Origin of the sequence: Corynebacterium auriscanis (genome assembly GCF_030408435.1) — a bacterium.
In the GTDB taxonomy this organism is placed as follows: Bacteria; Actinomycetota; Actinomycetes; order Mycobacteriales; family Mycobacteriaceae; genus Corynebacterium; species Corynebacterium auriscanis.
In genome coordinates this window covers 285,585-307,503 of sequence record NZ_CP047046.1, presented here as the reverse complement: position 1 = coordinate 307,503, position 21,919 = coordinate 285,585, and the positions used below count along the sequence as shown (strand labels likewise).

Sequence of the window (21,919 nt, the reverse complement as noted above, 5' to 3'; positions counted from 1 at the left end):
CACACCCTTCTGAATTACAGATCCGCAGCTCAGTAATGAAAATCTTTACCCCCTCGCCACTTTCCACTCCCCTCACCTTTACCCCCTCGCCACTTTCCACTCCCCTCACCCTTACCTCCTCACCCCTTCTTCCTCTCACCCCTTCTCACCCCCTCTTCCCCTCACCCTTACCTCCTCACCCCTCCTCACCCCCTCACCCCCTCCAACCCCCAAACCAAAAAAGGGACGGCCCCCACCGTCCCTTAACCCCCTTTTGTCACAACCGCCGGAACCCCTTTGTTATAGTCGCTGCCGCTTCAAGAAGTTCCACACTTCCTGGCTAGCATCGGGCACGCGGTTCCACGTGTGATTCTGCGGGTTGGTCAGCAGTTGCAGCTCCTTGCGCGCACATGGGTAGACATGGCGCTTACCACCCGGGATGTTGGTTACGCGCGGCACCCCCACACAGCCATTGCGCTTCTTGTAGCTGTTGACCAGCACAGGAACGGCCAGGTAGTGACTCCCATTGTGCCGATAGCCACCGTGGTACTTCATCATCGTGTCGCCCGTACCGTGGGAAATCAGGAACGGAATCGGACGGTTAGAGCACCCGCGGTTCACCGGATCGTAGAACGCCCCGCCCACGGCCGCCGCACCCGCAAAGATATGAGGCAAGTGACAGGCCACGACAGCAGTCATGCCGCCACCATTGGAGTGCCCAGTGGCGTAGATCCGGCTGCGATCCACATTGTAGGTCCTGTCGACCTCCGCAATGATCTGCGTGATGAATTTCAGATCCTCGCCCGGGCGCACCACAGCATACGGGGCACCTTCCCCACCGTGATTGAGGGATTCGGGGTAGATGCGGATTGCCTCGCGAGCCGCGCCCGTCTCATGCAAGCGGGAGTAACGGCGGAAGTTCTCCGGCGTATCGCGCCATCCGTCAAGGCCGAACAGCACCGGCGCTGGGCGACGCGGGTTGTAGTGAGTAGGCATATGCACCAGATAGCGGCGATCGCGGCCCGTCGAGCGCGTATGCACCCACATGGCCCGCCCGTTTCCGATCCGCGGTGCGGGCTTCGCATTCCCCGGCAAAACAGGCCTAGCTGCAGGTTTGTGGGGCTTTTTAAACAGGTTCGACGCCCCCGGGATCACCTGCGACAGCATTTGTCCATTGGGCAGTCGCACATCCTGCAATGGGGGAACGGCAGATCCCGGCAACGGTGGCCCAGCCAGAGGGGCTGGTTGCGCCTGAGCTTGGGTTCCGGTGAACTCGGCTACAGAAGGGACAGCGCCGGCGCCACCGACCGCAGTCAGCGCCGCCAATGCCATAATCACCATTCGCTTAATATTCTCTACTGGAGTATTAAGGTTTTTGCGCACACATAGAACCATAAACCAGCTTTCAACTGCGCGAAAGCGTTCACGAAAACCCATTGCCCCCGATAGTTTTTCTCAGCTTTTGTTTTCTCGATAGCCACACCAGTCACATGGGCCACAGCGTTTCTTAGAGTGGGGTGAAGCGAGCCCTTTCACCTAGACTGAAATAATGAATTCCACGCCTTCCGCACCCTCTGGAGTGCCCAAAGATCAGGGGAGCCAGCCGCAGTCCCCAGACGCGGCGGGCACCCCAGTAGCACCTGAAGAGACCCCAACTTCGGCACCCCCAGCGGAAGAGCAGAAACACGGTCGCGCGCACGCAGTGAAAGCCAAGATGCGGTCCATCATGCCGTGGTGGGCATGGATCTTGGTGCTCGGTCTCATCGCCGCAGTATTGGCTTCCATGTTGGCCTTGGCCATGATGAAATCGGGGCAAGACAGGGAACGCACTCCCGCCGGTTCCGCCACCGGCGTTACCGCCAGCTACCCTGCGCCCACCACAACGGGAAAGTATGACAAGGAACGGGAAACCGATCCCGTTGCACCTCCCGGTGGCGGCTACGTTCCCCCTGCACAACAGTGGGTCCCAGAGGAACAGCAGTCGGTTGAGACGTCGGCGTCGGATACAGAAACGAGCCAGACCCGAGAACCCGGAAACAACCGTGGCGACCGCCCCAACCGCGGTGACAATCGCCCCACCAACGGACGGCCCTCAAATCCTGGAAACAATGCGCCCAGCAGGCCACAGAATGGAGGCAATACGGGCAACGGCGGCGGTGCCGGTGGAAACTCCGGTAACGGCGGTAACTCCGGTAACGGCGGCACGGGCGGAACCGGGAACACCGGTGGCAACACCGGTGGCACGGGGGCAGGGACGAATAACGGCGGGGGCACCAGCGGCACTGGTGGCACGGGAGAGACCGGTGGTACGGGTGGCGCCGGCGGAACGGGAGGCAATGGGAACGCCACCGAGGGTGGTAACTAAAGCCCCGAGGCTTACCGCGCCTGCGCCTTCAGGACGGGGTTTCGCGCACCCGCCGGACGGTCAACTGGCACAATGGGGAGAATGAGTACCCCTAAGCGCCCCAGTGAGCTACGCTCGTTGGATCAATCCACGAAGCTGAAGAACGTCCTTTACGAGATTCGCGGACCGGTGAACGCGGAGGCGGAGCGGATGGAGGCCGATGGCCACCGCATCCTCAAGCTCAACACCGGTAACCCCGCAGTGTTCGGGTTCGAGGCCCCAGATGTGATCATGCGCGACATGATCGCGGCGCTGCCCACCGCACAGGGTTATTCCACATCTAAAGGCATCATCTCTGCTCGGCGCGCGATTTTTGCCCGCTACGAGGTAATCCCCGGCTTCCCGTCGTTCGATGTGGAGGACGTCTACTTAGGCAATGGCGTGTCCGAGCTGATCACCATGACGATGCAGGCACTGCTCAACGATGGCGACGAGGTCCTCATCCCCTCCCCTGACTACCCGTTGTGGACGGCTTCCACGTCCCTGTCCGGAGGTCGGCCCGTGCACTACCTGTGCGATGAGGAAGACAATTGGAATCCTTCCATTGAGGACATCAAGGCCAAGGTCACGGAGCGCACCAAGGCCATTGTTGTAATTAACCCGAATAACCCGACGGGTGCCGTGTACTCTCGCGAAATTCTGCAGCAGATTGTGGATATTGCCCGCGAGCACTCACTGCTTATTCTGGCCGATGAGATCTACGACAAGATTCTTTACGATGACGCCAAACACATCAATATCGCCAGCCTGTGCCCAGACCTTTTGTGCATCACCTATAACGGGCTGTCGAAGGCCTACCGCGTGGCCGGTTACCGCGCTGGCTGGATGGTGCTCACTGGCCCGAAGGGGCACGCACAGGGATTCATCGAAGGGCTTACATTGCTGGCGGGCACGCGTTTGTGCCCAAACGTGCCCGCACAGCATGCCATTCAGGTGGCGATTTCCGGGCGGCAGTCCATTGACGATCTGGTGCTCCCGGGCGGGCGCTTGCTGGAGCAGCGCAATGTGACGTATGACAAGCTCAATGAGATCCCGGGCGTGAGCTGTGTAAAGCCCATGGGTGCACTGTATGCGTTCCCACGGTTGGATCCGAATGTGCACGAGATCCACGATGACGAGCAGTTCATGTTCGACCTGCTGCGACAAGAGAAGATTCACCTGGTGCAGGGCACGGGCTTTAACTGGCCCACCCCGGATCACTTCCGCATCGTCACGCTGCCGTGGGCTCGTGATCTGGCGGATGCGATCGAGCGGCTGGGTAACTTCTTGGCGAGCTACCGGCAGTAGGAGAGCTGCCCCAAAAACCAGACCCCGACCTACTGTCGGTTAGTGGTGCGCCTGCCTACTTCGCCTCGTTGTCGAGGATGGCGGGCAGTTTTTCTGCCCACTCCATCGAGGAGCGCACACCATCGGCGATGCTGAGTTCCGCCTTCCAATCCAATAGACGCTCAGCCTTCGCGGTGAGCGTTGCACAGCCTACAACATCACCCATGCGCGCCTCCGCGGTTTGAGACTTCAACGGGTGGCCCGTGGCATCCCCGAACGCATCCACCAGCTCGAAGACGGTTGTACCGGTGCCGGTTCCTAGGTTGATGATGTTGTAGTTCTCATTGAGGGGACCGGTGGGGTTTTGTTGCGACTCCCGCGCGGCGTCCTCCATAACCCCATCAAAGCGCTGCAAAGCCGCAACGTGCGCACGAGCCAGGTCCCACACATGAACGTAATCCCGCAGGCCGGACCCATCGCGAGTTGGCCAGTCCACACCGGTGACGGTGAAGGTACCGCCGGTGGTGTGAGCTTCGATCATCTTGCCCAGCACGTGGGTGGGGTGCGGATCCTGCAAACCGGTACGCATCTTCGGGTCAGCACCGATGGGGTTGAAGTAGCGCAGGGCTAGGCACTGCATCTGGCCGGTGGCGGCGAAGTCGCGCATCACGCGTTCCAGCAGCGCCTTGGAAGCCGCGTAAGGGCTCTGCGGGTTAGTCTCCGCGGTTTCGTCGACCATGTAGTCCTCGCCTGGCTCGTACATGGAGGCCGTAGAGCTGAGGATGAAGCGCTTCACCCCGTGACGGGCGAGCTCCCGCAGCAAGATGATGGACTTGCCCACGTTGTTGTCGTAGTACTCCAGAGGCTGCGCAACGGACTCGGGCACCACGATCTTGGCGGCGCAGTGGATAACGCTCTCGATCTCCGGGTGATCGGCGAAAATGCGATCGAGCACGGCCGCATCGGCGATATCGCCTTCGTAGTAATCGTGCTGAGCAGCAAAGGCGCGCAGGCCCCTGCTGAAGTCATCGAGGATAACCGGGGTAATCCCGTTATCCACGCAGCAGTTGGCAATGGTGGAGCCGATAAAACCGGCGCCGCCGGTGATCAAGACCTTCATGTTTCTCCTGGATCGGTGCTTCGTTGCGTTTGGCATTCACCTTACTCGCAGGCCGGCGACGAGCTTTCTTTCACACGTGCCCATATTGAAAGATAAGGTCCCGCCACGAGGCCCGTTAATTGCAAAATCGCCGACTTTGCAATTAGACATCCGAGGATCCCAGCGCCAGAAGCTCCCTAACCCCGGCCCAGCGCCAGAACCTATCTAACCCCGCCCCAGCGCCAGCAGTCGCCAGCCCGCAGCCTCCCAGGCTTCACGCGGCAGGCAGTTGCGACCGTCGATCATCACCGGCTGCACAGTACCTTCGGGATCATCCGCCCGGCGCACGCCCGCTACCAGCTGCTTCGTTTCGACCGGGTCCAAGTTCTGGAACTGCTTCCACTCGGTCGCCAGGATCACAACCTCGGCATCTTCCAGCGCTTGCTCCACGGTTTCCGCATAAGTCAGCGTGGGGAATAGTTTCGCGGCGTTGTCCATCGCCTCCGGGTCGAACACGGTCACGGCCGCACCAGCCAGGTTCAGTGCGCCCGCCACGCTCAGGGCTGGCGAATCGCGTACGTCATCACTGTTGGGTTTGAACGCAGCCCCCAGCACGGTCACGTTCCGCCCAATCAGGGATCCCCCTAGTGCCCGGCGCGCCAACATCACGGTCTTCTCGCGCCGCCGCATGTTGATCGCGTCCACTTCGCGCAGGAACGTTAGCGCCTGATCCGCGCCCAGTTCACCGGCACGTGCCATGAACGCACGAATATCCTTCGGCAAGCAACCGCCGCCAAAGCCCAGGCCCGCGCCCAGGAATTTGCGCCCGATGCGCTCGTCCATACCGATCGCATCTGCCAGCGCCGTCACGTCCGCACCGGTGGCCTCACAGACCTCGCTGACCGCGTTAATGAAGGAAATCTTCGTAGCCAGGAACGCATTCGCGCTCACTTTCACCAGTTCGGCGGTCGGTAGGTCCATCACCAAGAACGGCGAACCTCCCTCGAGCGGTTTCGCGTAAACCTCTCGCGCGATCCGCTCCGCCCCGCTATCGTCAGCCCGCACACCCAGCACAATCCGGTCGGGTGTGAGCGTATCCTTCACCGCGTAGCCTTCGCGCAGGAATTCGGGGTTCCAGGCGACCTCAACGTGCGCTTTTTTACCCGACGCCCCCAGCTCATCCACCATCGCCTGCAGCCGGGCGGCAGTGCCCACGGGGACGGTGGACTTGCCCAGAACTAAGTGCTCGCCCTCCAGTAGCGGAACAAGCTCATTGACAACGGCCTCTACGTAACGGGTATCGGCCGCATAAGAACCCCTACGCTGAGGTGTGCCCACGCCAATGAAGTGCACGTTGGCGAATTCCGCTGCCTTTTTGTAATCAGTGGTGAATGACAGGCGACCGTTTGCGATGTTCTTCTTCAACAGCTCGGGAAGACCGGGTTCAAAGAATGGAACGCGCCCTTCCGAAAGAGCGGCAATTTTCGCTTCGTCAACATCCACGCCTAGGACTTCGTGGCCAAGTTCAGCCATGCAGGCTGCGTGGGTAGCTCCTAGGTAACCGGTACCAAACACTGTCATACGCATGCCGAAAGACCTTACCGACGGGAAGTAAACCAAAGATGAAATAAGGGTTATTTCTTTGCGAGCCCCTTGCTTTCCAACCAGTCTTGCGCAATCTGCTCGGGCTCGGCCTTTTCCGCGCCCGAATTTCGCTCATTCATGGCCTTCAAGTCCTCGGTGGTGAGCTGCTTTTGCACGTCTTCCAGCTTCTTCTTGGCTTCATCGCTCAGCTTCTCTGAGCGATACAGGGGCAGCACTTGCTGCGCCAAGATCAGTCGCTTGGGGTCCTTGAGCTCCACCACATCCACAGGCTTTCCGCTCTTATCTACAACGGGAGACGTGGTGTAAATATCCGCCACATCAATATCCCCGTTAGCCAGGGCAGTCACGGTCAACGGACCGCTGCCATCACTGATGCCACGGAAATTCACGTTCAGGGACTTCATTCCGTATTCGCTCTCCAAACCCTTGGGACCATATGGTCGCTCCTTGAGCTCGGGATTACCGCCCATGGTGATGGACTTGTTCTCTACGTACTTAGCCAGTTCCTCGAGGGTAGTGACCTTATTCTTCTCGGAGAATTCCTTGGTCACTCGGTACGAATCTTTCGATTCTGCCTGCGCTGCCGGCCCGGCCTCGATTCCATTGGGCAGGGATTCCTGCAATGCGTTAGTGACGTCTTCCGGGGAAGCCCCTGGCTTCAGTGCGCTCTCCTGCGCTTTCCCCTTGGCATAGAACTGCGCCACGTTGCCACTGTATTCCGGAACCACATCGATATCGCCCTTTTCCAGTGCCTTCAGGTAAACATCGCGGGCACCAATTCCCCCCTTAAAGGACACGTTCATACCGGCATCTTTAAGCACAATGGTGTAAATCTGGCCTACAATTTCGCTCTCGGGGAAGTTGGCCGACCCTACCGTGATGGTCTGGCTGGAATTTCCGCCGTCGGTTCCCTTACCTCCGTTGGCCAACGGATCCTCGTTTGAACCACACGCCACCAGCGCACCACCGCCCAGCATGGCGGTGAGGGTCAGGGCGGCAACGCGATTATGGTGAGTTTTAAGCATGAGGTGAAGCCTCGCAATCAATGATTCTGATCATGGCCGAATTCTATTCATCATGGATTGCGCGTACCTGGGCAGCCATGATGTTCCCACCACCCTACTGACGTCGGCCGACTATATCTATCATACAAGAGATTCTGGCTATACCCAAGGCATTTTTGCTTTCCAATCAGCTGGAAAACCCATCTTCGGCACCACACCCGGAATAGGTTCGGCGTGTACCTCAATCAGATCTTTGAGGTCCATAGCCCAGCTGTTATTTCCCTCGATGGCATTCAACAAGAAAGAAATAATCATTATGGCGCCATACATGTTGGTTGATTGTGTTCGATTGGTAAAACCTTCAAAGAAACCATCCTTAATCCCGTGAGCGACGGCCTGAGGTTTTAGACTCCTGTCCCATAGTCGCGCATGGTGAGCACAATAATTCCTAACAATCGATAATTGGTGAAGCCATCCGGCGAGATGCGGGGTGGATGCTCGACCACGTCCGTGGCCGGCTGTATCGAGATTAAGATCTTGTGCTATCTGATGCTGAAGAGGCGCCTTGAGGTAGGAATACAGTCTAGACAGGTCAGAGAAGTCCAGAAAATCAACCAGAACCCAAATAGGAAGTTTCGATCCATAGGAATCCACATGATGCTTCGCCACCGGATCCTTTCGTTCGGCCGCCCTAGTAAACCTGCCCAGCATAGACCGTAAGTTTTTAAGGTGTTCGAACCCGTTAGAGAAATTTTCCAGCTCCATGTGTGCCGTTTCATCGAGTTCTCCAAGTGCGTAACCGATGCGCGATCGCATGGCAACTTCGATCGTATCCATGGCTGCGAATACATGGTTTCGGAGGAGTCGATCGAACTCGTAAAGCGAGACCACACTTGAAAACTGGGTCCCCTCCAGAAATCTCCCGTCTTCTGATTCCGTGTCGCGCCAATGATAACTATAGAAGCTGAGTCGGTAGTATCCGACCTTCTTAAGCCATTCGACTGGCTCGTCTATACTCTGAAAGATTAAATTCCGGTCGCGAAGAATCTGGATTTGCTCTTCGTAAGTACGGAACGGCTTGATAGACCGACTATTCATGACACAGCACTCATCTGTCCTTAAAAGCATCGAGCCCGCTACCTTGCTAGGCAAGGGCGGGCTGGATCATTGGGGTTAATGATAGTCGACTGTTCGCTCGATGGCGAATCGACACGCTAAGGCGCAAGCCCGGGGGCTGGAATCGGCGCCTACCAGATATTTCAGCCCCTCCCCTGAGTCCTCCGACCCGTACAGGCACCGGGGTACTATGCCGTCCGTAGCGACGATTGGGCACCTCCGGAATAATCCCATTACGTTCTAAGTAGTTCCACCGGAGGGTTCCGAGGATTCATTGCGTAGTCCCCTAATCAGAGCGGGTTATGTTTACTCCGTTCCCTCATTTCCTTCGGGACTGGAGGAACGAGTCGCTGGCTTCGGTATGGCTCTTATTTGCCCTGTCTGAAAATGATCCGGCCGGTGATGCCGCCGAAGGCAGTGACATACTCCAACTGCTAATAGGAACCTGATCCACGCCACTGGTTGGTGTGAGATCTCAAAGTAATGTGGATGCCAGCACGAAGTATGTCCGACCAACCCCAGCGACGAAGCAGATCACCGCTTATCTATCGCTAGGAGTACCACCATGACATACCGCTATGTCATCGGCATGGACGTCGGCAAATACTTTCACCACGCCTGCGTCCTGGATGAACACGGCACCCAGGTCCTATCCAAGCAAGTCAACCAACACGAAAAATCTTTACGGGACCTCTTTGCCTCATTCATCGACAAAGTCGACCAGTCCCACGACGTGTTAGTTGTCGTTGACCAGCCCAACAACATCGGCCGACTCACCGTCGCTATCGCCGAATCCATGGGCACCACCGTGCGCTACCTACCAGGTCTAGCGATGCGCCAACTCTCACGTATCCATGTCGGCAATGCCAAAACAGATGTCCGCGACGCCTACGTTATCGCCCATGCCGGGCTGAACCTGCCGGAATCACTGCGCATGGTTGACCGTGTCGATGAAGTTTTCCTCAAACTCAAGGCCCTTAACGGTATTGATGAAGATCTCGCCAGGGCATACACCCGCCTGATTAACCAGATACGCTCAGCACTGGTCGGAACTTACCCTGAGTTCGAACGAGTCCTGCGCGGGCAGGTCATCCACCGCAAATGGATACTTCAGCTCCTCGCCAAGTATGGCGGACCCACCAAGATCCGCAGACTCGGCACATCCAGGGTCAATGCCTTCGCCAGACGCCATCGGGCACGGAATCCAGAAGCCATCGTTGATGCCATGTTCGCAGCGTTTACCAGCCAAACAGTACAGATACCCGGGGCAGAATACGCCGAACTCGGTGTCGCGATGTCAGCCACTGATGCTCTTGCGAAAAAGGAGCACCGCAAGAAAATCGAGGACCACGTACTCGCCCTGATTCAAGACATTCCTCACACCGAGATTCTGCTGTCGATGCCGGGCATCGGGCCGAAATCTGCAGCACAGATCCTTATGACTGTGGGAGATATGTCGGATTTCCCGTCTGCTGCGCATTTGGCGTCGTACGCAGGTCTGTCACCTAGGACAAATCAATCAGGCACATCCATCATGTCCAACAGTCTGAACCGAGCTGGCAATAAAAAATTAAAGAACGCTCTATGGCAATCGTCTTTTGCATCAATCAGATTCCACGAACGTTCACGCCAATTCTACGAACGAAAGCGAAAACAAGGCAAGAGACATAACGCCGCAGTCGTCGCCTTATCCCGCAGACGGCTCAACGTCTTATTCGCCATGATGCGCAACGGAGAGCTCTACCGCGAGATCACACCGGAGGTCATCGCCGCAGCATAAAACCACAGATTCAAAAAACCGACTAGGTCAACCCCAGCCGGCCCTTCAGCATGCCGTTAATCAGACACAGTCAAGCACCACGGTCACCCCTGAACACTCCACCCGCGGGCTTGACTAACTAGATAGGAACACCCCCTTTGTTGTTGAGGGTAACCCCCTGTCCTACCTAAGTGCGCGGTGCCACTGAGCGCGAGACCACAGACAACACAGCCTCCAGCACCACTATCAAGCCGATCACCAACACCGCTCCGGCAATCACCACGGGGTAATCACTCAATGCTAGCCCATCGATGAGGTACCTGCCCAGCCCTCCGGTTCCCAAGTAAGCACAGATCGTTGTGGTTGCCACCACCTGGAGTACCGCGGAGCGAATACCGTCCACGATGGAGCTGGCGGACAACGGAACCTCCACCATCCGCAGGATCTGCCCCTCGGAGTGCCCCACTGCGCGGGCACCGTCCACCACATACCGCGGGATCGCCCGCATACCGGAGTACACACCGGCCAGGATCGGCGGAACAGCCAGTATCACCAGCACCACCAATGAGGGCACCAGCCCATCGCTAGTCCCTCCTGGCAGCATGAGCGCCAACACCGTCAATAGCCCCAAAGACGGCACGGCCCGCAGCACACCAGATAATGCGACAACAACCGATCCACCACGGCCCGTATGCCCAATCCACAATCCGATCGGGACGGCAATGAGCAGCGCGATCAGCATCGATACCCCGCTGATGGCGAGGTGCTCCATAATCCGCGCCCAGTGGCCATCGGGGGCGGTCCAGCGGGGGGCGTCGGCCAAAAGTTCCCAAGCTTTGTTAAACATTGGCCACCCGCTTCCATGGCAACAGGAGCCGGGCGAGAAGGATCCACAACGCATCCAGCACCGCGGCAAGTACCACGATCCCCACGATGCCGGCCAGGATCTGCGTGGGGAAACTTCGCTGGAAGCCAGAGGTGATGAGGTCGCCCAAGCTGCTCACACCGATCAGCGCGCCGACGGAGATAAGGCTGATGGTGGAGGCCGTGACCACTCGCATGCCCGTAATGATCGCCGGGGCGGCCATGGGCAATTGCACAGACCAGAACAATTGGGCTGGGGCGTACCCCACCGCCTGAGCAGCCAGGTTGGGGGCGGCATCGATACCATCGAAGGCCTCAGCGACCACGCGTACCTGCAGCGCTAGGCCGTACAGAATCAACGCAATAATCACGTTAAGGGGGCTGAGGATGCTGGTACCCAGGATCACCGGGAGCACCACGAACAGCGCCAGCGAAGGAATGCCGTACAGGATGCCACTGGCCATGATGATGCCCGTCCGGGCTGGTTTCCAGCGGCTGTTCAGGCCTGCTTTATGGGCGAGGTAGCCGATGGGGATAGCCAGAAGGCCTACGGCTAGCAGGACGGGGAGGGCTATTTGTAGATGACGCCACGCTAGGTCCGCAATTAGATCTGCATTGGCGGAAAGCCAAGTGGTGTTGAGCCATGCCTGAGTATTCACGGGCGCTCCTCCCCCGTGACGGAACGGGCGGTGGCGGGTTCGGCGATGGCAGGTTCTGCGGCGGTGGAGTCGGCGGCGGTAGGTTCTGCGGCGGTGGGTTCGCCGATGGTAGGTCCTGCGGTGGTGGAGTCGGCGGCGATAGGTTCTGCGATGGCGGGGTCGGCGGCGGTGGAGTCACCGATAGTGGGGCGCGTGGAGGCGGGATCTGTAGAGGCTTGCGAGCTGTCGTTGTCCAAAGTGCCCAGCACGGTGCCACGTTGATCCACCACAATGCGCTGGCCGTTGCGCTGCACGGTGCGCAACTGGCGATCGGAGAGGCCCAGGAAGTCGCGGACGAAGTCATTCGCAGGGTTAGTCAGTAAGTCGTGAGGTCTGCCCTGTTGGGCGATGCGCGCGCCCGATTGCAGCAAGACTATGTGATCGGCCAAGGTGAGGGCCTCGTCCACATCGTGGGTGACCAGCACGATGGTCTTCCCCAGCCGGTTTTGAATGTCTAGCAGCAGTTCCTGCAGACTACGTCGCACGATGGGGTCCACAGCTCCGAAGGGCTCGTCCATCAGGAGGATGTCCGGATCCGCGGCGAGAGCGCGGGCCACTCCGGCCCGTTGTTGCTGCCCGCCCGAAAGCTGACTGGGGTATCGCTCCAGCAGCTCTGGGGCTAGGTCTACCAGAGCGGCGGTGGAGGCGGCACGCTGGGCGGCCTGAGTTTTGGATTGCCCGTTCAATCGCATGACGCTGGCGATGTTGGCCCCCACCGTCTTGTGGGGCAACAAACCCGCGTTTTGGAGCACGTAACCGATGGATCGGCGCAGCTGCACGGGATCAGTATCCGCCACATTGCGACCCTTGATGCGCACCTCACCGGAGGTGGGTTCGACCATGCGATTGATGGTGCGCAACAAGGTGGTTTTGCCGCAGCCGGATGAGCCTAATAGCACGGTGGTGGAACCGGCTGGTACCTCGAGGGAGAAGCTGTCGACGGCTTTGGTGGAGCTTGGGTTGCTCAGTTCAGCCTTGCTCGAGTGACCCCGCTTCGACTTCGCTGAGCCTGCTCGATCCGGGTAAGTGACGGTGACGTTGTGGAAGCTAATCAATGGTGAAGCTTTTCCTCGATGCTGTGGGAGAGGTCGCGGGGCCCGCCGAGGTTTCATAGCTGCGGTTTCTTCCCGTGCCACTACCCCAGCTGCTGGCTATTTAATCCCTGAAGTTCAGGTATGCCTTCGACGGTGTAGGGCCACGCTGGCCTTGGTACTTGCTGCCGAGAGCACCGCTACCATAGGGAGATTCCGCAGGACTGGTCATGCGGAACAACGCCAGCTGGCCGACTTTCATTCCCGGGTACAGCGCAATCGGTAGGTTCGCGGTGTTGGAAAGCTCTAGCGTGATGTGCCCGGTAAAGCCGGGGTCGATGAACCCGGCCGTGGAGTGCGTGAGCAGGCCAAGGCGCCCCAGGGAGCTTTTTCCTTCCAGTCGGCCGGCGAGGTTGGAAGGGATCGTGAATTTTTCTAGCGTGGCACCCAACACAAATTCTCCGGGGTGCAGGATGAACGCTTCATCGTCGGGTACTTCGACGAGGGTGGTGAGTTCCTCTTGCGGCAGCTTGGGATCGATATGCGTGTACTTGGAGTTATTGAATACACGGAACAGCCCGTCCAGGCGGACGTCGATGCTGGATGGCTGCACCATCGCATCGTCGTGGGGCTCGATGGCTAGCTGGCCATCGCTAAGGGCGGCGCGAATATCACGATCTGAAAGTAACACGGCCTCTACTCTATCGGTATCGGTGACAGAATTTGCCTGCGGTGACGGATTCAGTTCGAAAGGGTTGCAGTGACGGATTCGGTGCGAATGGATTGCCGGGTGCCGGTTGCACGGTCCTTTTGTACCCAGTGCTAGACTTCTACCCGCACACAATAACGTGCGATTCACGTTCTCAAACGTGCGTGGGTTTGCACATGCCGATGTAGTTCAATGGTAGAACTCCTGCTTCCCAAGCAGGCGGCGCGGGTTCGATTCCCGTCATCGGCTCCATGTAATCAGTCGGGACATAGTTGGCATCATCAGTCGCGACATGGTTGACACTTTGCACCGCAGGGTTAGAACGTTGTTCTGGCTCTGCGGTGGTTATGTTTGGGCGGGGCGGGTGTTCTTGATCAAGTTGGGGTGGTAGCGACTAGCCAACGGACTAAACAGGCTCCAGTCACGAGTCGGAGATGCCATAACGCATGGCTCATTATCGCTGACGGGCACATGCTCATCACCGCGCGAAGCGCCATCACCTCACTCTTTGCGGGTGACTATATCGAACTTCTAACCAAATTCATTGGCTTCACACCGGTTTGACTGCAACGTTTTCCCCTTATCTTCACCCCAGACGACGCTTCAAAGGTTAGTGTTCTTATTTTGTTTGTACCATACGCACTGCAATGAGACGGAAAATCTAGGACGAAATGGCAGCATTCTCCTACCTCGATTTGGTACCTAAGCCCAGCTCTGCGCACTAGCTCCAACCGGCAGCGCCTCAGCTTAAATGCCGCGCAACCAAAATGAAGATTAACGTCTAGAGAATGAGTTTTTCCATCAAACCCCAACAATCAGTACCGAATTTAGATTCTGTTCATCAAGGATTAAAATCGGCAAGATAGATTCTTGATATTTGTAATATTCAGAAAAGTTCATGCAGAATTCATCAGAAGTTACTGTCCTAAACTTGCGCATTACCTGAAAGCTTCCGCTAAAATTAGTCGCGTTGAGTCAAAGCCAGCGATACGGAACGAGTGAATCTCTGGACCGGGCACGCATAGAAGATTTGACTCTAAAAGTTTCCGTCTTCCGCTCATTCTGTGAAAGGTTTGAAAACAGATGCGCAAGTTCCGCAATGCAGCTTTGGCAATCGCCACCGCCACCACCGTTGCCATTTCCGGCATGTCCGTAGCTTCTGCTGAGATGCCGATGAACCCAGATGGCGATACCATCCTGTCTGACACTCCAATCCTGGATAACCTCCGCCGGAACCTTGACCCGGAGAACAAGCTGGAATGGGAAAAGCCTGAGACCGGTCGCGCCGTATTCGGTTCCGACAGCTGGAAGAACTTCGACGACCTGTCCGGCTGGGCACAGGGTGCCAAGATCCTCCTAACAGTCACCGCTATCGCTAGCGTTTTCGGTCTGCTGGTCGCTCCTGCCTACAACTTCCTGCGCTACGGCCTCGCTCGCTAAGCACACGTTCACCCCACTTCAAATCGATTCTCTTCTATAGAAAAGGAACTTTCTATGAATATTCGTAAGGTCGCTCTGGCTATCGCCACCGCTTCTTCCGTTGCCTTGGCTGGCACCGCTGCTGCTTCCGCTCAGGACGCTCCAATGTCCGACAACAATGCGATCGGTTCCATCACCAACGAGGACACCACCCCTACCGGCTCTGACAACCTTGCAGGTTCTGAGCAGGATAAGGCTCCTGAGACCGGTGAGGCTAAGGGCTCCGACCTGCTGTGGCGCATCGGCAACGCCCTCGGCGCTGACCAGGCTCTGAACGCTGACCAGATCTTCGGCTCCGACGTTAAGCCAGATGCTGCTCCATGGGGCCCACTGCTGCACGTCGCTCTGATCGCTGGCGTTATCGGCAGCATCGCCAGCGTGATTATCGGTATTGGCAACTACCTGAAGCACGAGGGCATCATCCGCTAAGAGAAACCGGATGGAGCACATCAAGAACGCAGACTTCGCCACCGGCTAGTTGCGGAGACCGCATTCTTGAATCTGCCAAAGTTTCACACCGCTCCCCGTTAGTTGGACTGAGAAATCAGCCACCAACTAGCGGGGAGTTTTCATTTGCTCCGGGAAAAACTCCTGGTGAGCTGGCACACCGGTCATGTGCGTTCACGTTCTCTTTCATTCGCTCACATTCTCTTTAATTATCGCCCTACGCACGTGTTGGCATACGCAGACAAGCACTTCTGACCCGTCACTTGAGACCACTTTTCCTAATTGGCGCCAACCCTTGTGCCGGCGTAGCGTAATTAAATGTTCGATATATTGAACTCGACCTCACTGACGATTGCCGCTGACGACGGCAGTCACCACAGTTAGGCACCCAGGGAAGATGAAAAGGAGGAGGATGTGGGCGTCGAGGTAAAAAAGAACCAACAGCAAGCGCACACGCCAAACAGCCAAGACGGCCACCAACCGAGACTCATCACTTTGCTGGGACCAGCGTTTGTAGCTGCCATCGCCTACGTAGATCCCGGAAACGTTGCCGCTAATCTATCCGCCGGCGCCGAATACGGTTACCTGCTGCTGTGGGTACTGGTTCTCGCGAACCTGATGGCCATGCTGGTGCAATACCTGTCGGCGAAATTGGGGTTGGTGACGGGGCGCAGTTTGACCTCGCTGGTAGCGGAATCCTTGGGGATGCCCGCGCAGCAGCGGCGGGGTGAGCGAGGCCAGCGGCAGCGGAGGCAGCGGCGGGGTGTGCGGTTGTTGTACTGGGGACAAGCCGAAATCGTCACCGCCGCCACCGATGTTGCCGAAGTTATCGGCGGGGCGACTGCCCTGTATCTTCTGTTCGGCACTCCGCCACTGATCGGCGGGGTCATCGTCGGCGTATTCTCCCTTGCCCTCTTGGCTGTGCAGAATCCACAGAGCCAGCGGCGTTTCGAATTCGTCATCATGGGGTTCCTAGCCATCATCACGCTGGGATTCCTAGCTGGGCTGTTCTTCACGGGCCTAACAGTTAGCGAGATGGCTTCCGGAATCGTCCCCCGATTCCAAGGCACCCCCACCGTGGTGCTGGCCGCATCCATGCTGGGTGCCACCGTCATGCCCCACGCGATCTACCTGCACTCCGGGTTGGTACGCGACCGCGGTTACCAACCGCACAACGATGCATCCATGGCACGGCATCTCACCGCGACCCGCTGGGACGTGGCTGCCGCGCTGGTTGTCGCGGGCAGTGTGAACATCGGAATGCTGTGCCTGGCCGCTGAAGCCCTCAAAGGTGAGGACGGCACCGATTCCATTGAAGGCGCCCACCGCGCCGTCACCGATGCACTGGGGCCAATGGTTGGCGCGCTGTTTGGAATCGGCCTGTTGGCCTCCGGGTTGGCCTCCACTTCCGTGGGCTGCTACGCCGGCGACATGGTCATGAAGGACCTTCTGAAAGTGCGCATCCCCATCTTGTGGCGCAGGTTCCTCACCCTGCTACCCGCGCTGCTTCTGCTGGGCATGGGAGCCGAGCCCACATGGGCGTTGATCGTCAGCCAGGTCGTGCTAAGCCTTGGTATTCCGTTTGCGCTGATCCCGTTGGTAATCTTCACCGCGCGGGGCGCTGTCATGGGGCGGTGGGCGAACACGCGGGCACTTACCGCCATCGCTGGTGTGTGCTGCGTGATCATCATTGCGCTCAATATCGCGCTGGTTTACCTCACGGCCAGGGGGGCGGCGTAAGGGCGCGGAGGGTTGGTTCGTGCTCACCCGTGCTGGGCTCATGCCGGGCTGTGCCGGGCTGTGCCCTCCGGTGCGCGAAAAGCAGAACGAAAAGACCTCCCAATGCGATCCAAGGGTCATCTCATTCTGCTAATCCAACAGGGAAGGGCGCTCCGCCCCGGCCCCCACTACCCTCCGGCCCTCACTGCCCTCCGGTGCGCCCATTGCCCTCCGGTGCGCGAAAAGCAGAACGAAAAGACCTCCCAACGCGATCTAGGGGTCATCTCATTCTGCTAATCCGACAGAGGAGGGCGCTCTGCTCCGGCGCTCCCAGCACCTCCCCAGCTACTTGCACTTCACAATCGGCGCCGGGTCATACACGGTGGTGGTCGTGCGCCTGTCCAGCTCCTTACCTCGCAAATCGCGAACCACGCGCGTATCAGTGGTGGTGAAGCCCGGCGCGCCAGACGACGGCGAACACTTCTCGTCACTCAGTTCAATCGTCTTGGGGCTGGTCGGATTCGTCCTCTCTCCCGGGATGCTCTCCACCTTCACGTTCTTCACCCCATAGATTTTCACCGTAACGGAACTAGAATCCGCACTGGTACGAATACGCACGGGTGTGTTGAAAGGATTCTTAAACTGCAGGTCGATCGCACCCTCATAAACGGTGGCCTCGCGACCCGCCGGGTAGCGCGAAATGTAGTAACTGTGTGGGGTGTGTGCCACGTCTTCCATGCCCGCGAAGTAGCTAGCGTTGTACAACGTGGTGGCGAACTGGCTAATGCCACCGCCCACGGCTTCACCCGCGTGACCGTCGATGATGATGCCGGATTCCACAAAACCCTGCGCCTTTCCGCGCGGACCGGTGTACCCATTCAAACTGAACGTCTCCCCGGGCAGCACGATCGCCCCATCGACCATCTCCGCCACGCGCCGAATGTTGACACCCGAGGCATCGGAGAAACCACCCGTAGTGAACTCACCCACCACATCATCGAACTTGGCTTTGCGTGCTTCCTCTGTGGTGTACGTGGCCTTTTTATCCTCGTACTGCACGGGCCATTCGCGGCGCTTCTTGTTCAGCGCTTTGTCTTCAATCTTTCCCAGGGTCTCCGGCCACTTAATGAGGATGCCGTCTTGGTGCGGGATCACCGTCAGGCGGTTGCCATCGGCCTGGAAGTTCGCATTGCGGAATTCCTTTTCCGTACCCTGCAGCTGCTCTGCCAAGATCTGCTTCGCCGCATCGTTGTTCCACTGCGGAACTAGCTTTCCGCCCTGAGCTTTGAACGAAAGGATCTTCGCAAAGTGTGGTGCAGTAAGTTTCGCATCCACCTTATTTCGACCGTGGAATACGATCGGCTTAGAGGTCGCGGGCGTGACGAAATCCTTGACTACTTTCTGCGCATCAGCCGTGAGAATCTGGGCTTTCGTCACATCGGCATCCACCGTGACCGTGCGCGTTGTATTCAACCAATTCTTCTTGACTGCCGCGTTCACCTTTTCTGTGTCCACGGTTTGTCCTGGCACGTCTTTTTTGATGTTGGCTTTGCCTAGTTCATTTAATTCGACGCCAGCATCCTTGGGTCCGCGCGTGAGTTCCCTGTTCACTCGTTCGAGTTCGCGGTTGAGGTTGGTATCCCCGAACTCAGAAACAATTCCAACTTCACGCTGTTCGTAAAAGCTCTTGATCCGGGTAATGGGATTCAAAGGCTGCTTGCCAGCCTGATCGACCGTTTTGCCCCAGTTCACGCGCAGGCCCGACTGGGTGGGTTCCAGCACGCTCGACATGTTGCCGGCCTTCACGGTGACGGGCTGGCGGACTTTCTCACCCAGATCATTGCGCAGGCGTTGTTCGGCTTGGGCTTTGCCCATGCCGCCGATGTCCACTCCGCCGACTGTCACGCCACGGGGGACTTGCCCCTCTGACATGGCGATATCTACCCCGTAGAGCACTCCGCCTAGGCCGAGAACACCTACGAGGCTCCAGAAGAATATGGGCAACGCGCGGCTCTTCTTTTGCCGACGGCGGGAGCCCCCGCGATGAGAGGTGCGGGGATCACGAGGGCGCATTTCTGTATCCGCGTTCATCTGGGCACGTTGCTCTGCGCGCACCCCTTCGTGGAGAGTTCCCTCTTGATGCGCGGCATCGAGAGGGTGCTTCGAGGCACCCTCCGATGCGTTGTTTCTAGGCCACTCGTTGCTGTTCACGCGAAATAGTTTAGCCGTTATGCCCCCATGCTGGGAAAACTTGAATAATTGCACTGAATCACAAGTGCTTCATCACTGCAGCTAGAGTCCGATTCGTCAGTGCGAGGCAAGCATTTACGGCGCACGCCAGCCATCCGTAGCGCGAGCGCCCTCCAACTGTCCGATGGGGGCGTGAGGAAGCTACGACGCACTAGTGGGAACACCACCCAGTACTCGTTGGAGGACGCAACCCGGCGCTCACTGGAGCACACAGCCCTATAGTCACTAGAAGACACAACCCTCAACTCAATAGAGCACACAACCCAGCGCTCACTGGAGCACACAGCCCTGTAGTCACGAGAGGACGCAACCGCGATCGGCAGAGGCGATAGCGCGGTCTCGCGGGATTTTTCCGCTGGAAATTGCCTGCGACAGGGCCTCTACCGCCGCTGGGACATCGATGCCTCCAGCGGCCGCCAAAGCCTGATCCGCCCCTGCGCTCACTGCCGCCACGACGGCATCTGGCCCGCTCAATTGGTCACTGACAGCCTTCATACCCGTGAGGTCATCAGTCACAATCAATCCGTTGAACTTGTAACTGCGCAGCAGCTTGTATGCAGCGGGATTGATGGAGGCTGGTTTCTTATCCCCCAAACCCGGGACTTGCATATGGCCAATCATCATCGCGGGGGCGGGCCGGACGGGCTCCGCCGGTCGTGACTGCCCAGCGGTCTCCCGTGAGGAATCACCCGCGGAACTTGGCGCAGGTTGCTCAGCACGCCCCGGTCCAGATTGCCCAGCACGCCCCGGTCCAGATTGCCCAGCACTCCCCGATCCAGGTTGCTCAGCACGCCCCGATCCAGGTTGCCCAGCACTCCCCGGCGCAGAAGCTCCCGCGGGAGCTGGTCGATCACCAACAGATTCGGTCCCCATGGTAGCCAGCTGCCGGAACGGCAACAGGTCCTGGTTCTCCATCACACTCAGCGGAGGACTGACCACCGTTCCCAAGTGTGAATCACCCTTCACATGACCGTGCCCGGGGAAGTGCTTGAATACCGGGACGATCCCGGCATCGCGCAAACCATCCGCATACGCGCGGCCATAGGTAGCCACCACCCGCGGATCCGCACTAAAAGCGCGAGACCCAATGCCGTTGGCACTGATATCCTGAGCTCCACCCAAGTCCAGCACCGGGGCAAAGTCCACGGTCACACCCAAAGCACGCAGCTTGCGACCATGCTCGGCCATCATCGCGCGAACCTGCTGGGGTGTCATCGTGGCCGCCATCTCCCGCGGGCTGGGCAGCTTACCGATAATGCCGCTCAACCGCTGGACCTCTCCGCCTTCCTCATCCACACTGATAGTCAGCTTCTCCCCTGCACGCTTTTCCAGCGCCGCGATACTGCGGGCGGGATCCCCCTGCCCGTTGAGTATCGAATAGTCACTTCCAGTTCCCACGAAAAGGTGCCGTACCCCGGCATCCACCGCTTGCTGCGCGCTAGCGAAGTCCGTTATTCCCACCGCCATCAGGCGCCCCGCCAGTTGGCGGTCCGTGGCATCCCTCAAGCTTTCGCACTTCATCCCCGCGGATCGCCCCGCGCGGTACGCATCCCCCGCATCACCGGCGTTCTTATCGGCGGGGGCGCTGACAGTCGAGGAATCCGCCAGCGTGGACGACGAGGGCCTGTTCTGGGCGGAGTCGGCTGCAGGTGGCGTCGGCCCAGAATCAGTAGAACAACTCGCCAAAAGCAACGCAGAAGCGGAAACAACAACAAGGATTCGGCGCATACTACTAACGTAGTGAGTGGAACCCGCCGAACCCAAAGATGACAGCGGGAGACGTTATGGATGTAAGGAGCACGACCAGATCATGACCGCCCCAAACGAACAACCCATCGCTGCAACGGGCGCTGGCACTGCGGCTGCTACAGACGCCAACGCAAACGGTAGTGTCGCCAACGTCGCCGCCCCTACGGTCGCCGGAGACACTTCCGCAGACACTTCCGCAGACGCTGCCGCAGATACTGCCGCCGCGCCCGCCGCACCAGCGTTCGACCCAAACGGGGATACGGTTCTCATTGCCTACGATGGGTCCGACCAGGCGCGACTGGCCGTGGAACACGCTGGTCGGTTCCTGTCCGCGAAGAACGCTTACATCCTCACCGTGTGGGAACCCATTCACCGTCAAGCCGCGCGCGCTGCGGGAATGAGCGGCATGATGCAACACGATTGGTCCGCCGATGCCTCCACCGAACCGAACGATGATGATCCCGCATACACCGAGGCCGTCAACGTGTGCCAAGAAGGTGTGGAATTAGCTCGCCAAAACGGGTTTGCTACCGAACCTTTTTTGGTAGAGTCTGGAACAGCCATTTGGAGCGCGATTGTCGACGCTGCGGACGAACTGGATGTAGACCTGATTGTTACAGGCACACGAGCACTTTCTGGCTGGAAATCACTCCTGCAGTCCAGTGTGTCCGATAGCATCATCAAAAATGCTGGTCGCCCGGTACTGATTGTGCCACCGGCCAGCGAAGATGACTAAGCTAT

At 58.4% G+C, this 21,919-nt stretch carries 17 protein-coding genes, 1 tRNA gene and 1 pseudogene; 8 read left to right on the top strand and 11 right to left on the bottom strand.

The window, feature by feature from the left end:
- Nucleotides 1-279 precede the first annotated feature (279 nt).
- Nucleotides 280-1,362 carry a CE1 family esterase gene (locus CAURIC_RS01250; RefSeq protein WP_035116240.1) on the bottom strand — a complete coding sequence of 361 codons (1,083 nt, stop codon included), beginning with the start codon at nucleotides 1,360-1,362 and terminating at the stop codon, nucleotides 280-282.
- Nucleotides 1,363-1,528: 166 nt separating this feature from the next.
- Between CAURIC_RS01250 and CAURIC_RS01245 the strand changes: the two genes are divergently transcribed.
- Both CAURIC_RS01245 and CAURIC_RS01240 read left to right on the top strand, forming a co-directional pair.
- On the top strand, nucleotides 1,529-2,344 hold the full coding sequence (locus tag CAURIC_RS01245; protein WP_216593980.1) for a hypothetical protein: 816 nt from the start codon (nucleotides 1,529-1,531) through the stop codon (nucleotides 2,342-2,344).
- Between the two features lie 81 nt (nucleotides 2,345-2,425).
- Nucleotides 2,426-3,670: a pyridoxal phosphate-dependent aminotransferase gene (locus tag CAURIC_RS01240; protein ID WP_265915162.1), complete on the top strand. Its 1,245-nt coding sequence runs from the start codon at nucleotides 2,426-2,428 to the stop codon at nucleotides 3,668-3,670.
- Nucleotides 3,671-3,725: 55 nt separating this feature from the next.
- Here the strand turns inward: CAURIC_RS01240 and galE are convergent, their stop codons facing one another.
- The 4 genes from galE to CAURIC_RS01220 all read right to left on the bottom strand — a co-directional run bounded on the left by galE (nucleotide 3,726) and on the right by CAURIC_RS01220 (nucleotide 8,455).
- Entirely contained in the window at nucleotides 3,726-4,769 is a 1,044-nt protein-coding gene (galE, locus tag CAURIC_RS01235; RefSeq protein ID WP_035116231.1) for a UDP-glucose 4-epimerase GalE, read from the bottom strand.
- A 204-nt stretch (nucleotides 4,770-4,973) separates the two neighbouring features.
- Nucleotides 4,974-6,335 (bottom strand): UDP-glucose dehydrogenase family protein, encoded by a 1,362-nt coding sequence (locus CAURIC_RS01230; RefSeq protein ID WP_035116234.1) that lies wholly within the window; start codon nucleotides 6,333-6,335, stop codon nucleotides 4,974-4,976.
- A 47-nt stretch (nucleotides 6,336-6,382) separates the two neighbouring features.
- Entirely contained in the window at nucleotides 6,383-7,378 is a 996-nt protein-coding gene (locus CAURIC_RS01225) for an ABC transporter substrate-binding protein (RefSeq protein ID WP_290183038.1), read from the bottom strand.
- Nucleotides 7,379-7,516: 138 nt separating this feature from the next.
- A complete protein-coding gene (locus CAURIC_RS01220) occupies nucleotides 7,517-8,455 on the bottom strand; it encodes an Abi family protein (RefSeq protein WP_172644114.1) in 939 nt (312 codons plus the stop codon).
- Between the two features lie 583 nt (nucleotides 8,456-9,038).
- Here CAURIC_RS01220 and CAURIC_RS01215 point away from each other — a divergent pair.
- Nucleotides 9,039-10,253, top strand: coding sequence for an IS110 family RNA-guided transposase (locus CAURIC_RS01215; protein WP_035114269.1), 1,215 nt, complete (start codon nucleotides 9,039-9,041; stop codon nucleotides 10,251-10,253).
- Nucleotides 10,254-10,419: 166 nt separating this feature from the next.
- Here CAURIC_RS01215 and CAURIC_RS01210 read toward each other — a convergent pair whose 3' ends face one another.
- The 4 genes and pseudogenes from CAURIC_RS01210 to dcd all read right to left on the bottom strand — a co-directional run bounded on the left by CAURIC_RS01210 (nucleotide 10,420) and on the right by dcd (nucleotide 13,516).
- Nucleotides 10,420-11,079: an ABC transporter permease gene (locus CAURIC_RS01210; protein ID WP_035114267.1), complete on the bottom strand. Its 660-nt coding sequence runs from the start codon at nucleotides 11,077-11,079 to the stop codon at nucleotides 10,420-10,422.
- Nucleotides 11,072-11,755 carry an ABC transporter permease gene (locus tag CAURIC_RS01205; protein ID WP_035114266.1) on the bottom strand — a complete coding sequence of 228 codons (684 nt, stop codon included), beginning with the start codon at nucleotides 11,753-11,755 and terminating at the stop codon, nucleotides 11,072-11,074. The genes CAURIC_RS01210 and CAURIC_RS01205 overlap by 8 nt, the downstream gene beginning before the upstream one ends.
- Nucleotides 11,756-11,973: 218 nt before the next feature.
- Nucleotides 11,974-12,849 (bottom strand): annotated as a pseudogene (locus CAURIC_RS01200) (ABC transporter ATP-binding protein); the annotation flags it as partial.
- 100 nt (nucleotides 12,850-12,949) lie between these two features.
- On the bottom strand, nucleotides 12,950-13,516 hold the full coding sequence (gene dcd, locus CAURIC_RS01195; RefSeq protein ID WP_035114264.1) for a dCTP deaminase: 567 nt from the start codon (nucleotides 13,514-13,516) through the stop codon (nucleotides 12,950-12,952).
- A 196-nt stretch (nucleotides 13,517-13,712) separates the two neighbouring features.
- Between dcd and CAURIC_RS01190 the strand changes: the two genes are divergently transcribed.
- From CAURIC_RS01190 to CAURIC_RS01175, 4 genes are all read left to right on the top strand, one after another.
- A tRNA-Gly gene (locus CAURIC_RS01190) sits at nucleotides 13,713-13,786 on the top strand.
- Between the two features lie 831 nt (nucleotides 13,787-14,617).
- Nucleotides 14,618-14,974 (top strand): hypothetical protein, encoded by a 357-nt coding sequence (locus CAURIC_RS01185; protein ID WP_035114263.1) that lies wholly within the window; start codon nucleotides 14,618-14,620, stop codon nucleotides 14,972-14,974.
- A gap of 54 nt (nucleotides 14,975-15,028) precedes the next feature.
- Complete coding sequence (locus CAURIC_RS01180; protein ID WP_035114262.1) at nucleotides 15,029-15,442, top strand: hypothetical protein; 414 nt, start codon at nucleotides 15,029-15,031, stop codon at nucleotides 15,440-15,442.
- A gap of 432 nt (nucleotides 15,443-15,874) precedes the next feature.
- Nucleotides 15,875-17,200, top strand: coding sequence for an Nramp family divalent metal transporter (locus CAURIC_RS01175; RefSeq protein ID WP_425474812.1), 1,326 nt, complete (start codon nucleotides 15,875-15,877; stop codon nucleotides 17,198-17,200).
- Nucleotides 17,201-17,524: 324 nt separating this feature from the next.
- On the opposite strand, the gene CAURIC_RS01170 is transcribed toward CAURIC_RS01175, so the two are convergent.
- Nucleotides 17,525-19,111, bottom strand: coding sequence for a VanW family protein (locus CAURIC_RS01170; protein WP_235700729.1), 1,587 nt, complete (start codon nucleotides 19,109-19,111; stop codon nucleotides 17,525-17,527).
- 612 nt (nucleotides 19,112-19,723) lie between these two features.
- Nucleotides 19,724-21,157 carry a glycoside hydrolase family 3 N-terminal domain-containing protein gene (locus CAURIC_RS01165; RefSeq protein ID WP_290183033.1) on the bottom strand — a complete coding sequence of 478 codons (1,434 nt, stop codon included), beginning with the start codon at nucleotides 21,155-21,157 and terminating at the stop codon, nucleotides 19,724-19,726.
- A gap of 289 nt (nucleotides 21,158-21,446) precedes the next feature.
- On the opposite strand from CAURIC_RS01165, the gene CAURIC_RS01160 reads away from it, so the two are divergent.
- Nucleotides 21,447-21,914 (top strand): universal stress protein, encoded by a 468-nt coding sequence (locus CAURIC_RS01160; protein ID WP_035114260.1) that lies wholly within the window; start codon nucleotides 21,447-21,449, stop codon nucleotides 21,912-21,914.
- The last annotated feature ends 5 nt before the right edge of the window (nucleotides 21,915-21,919 follow it).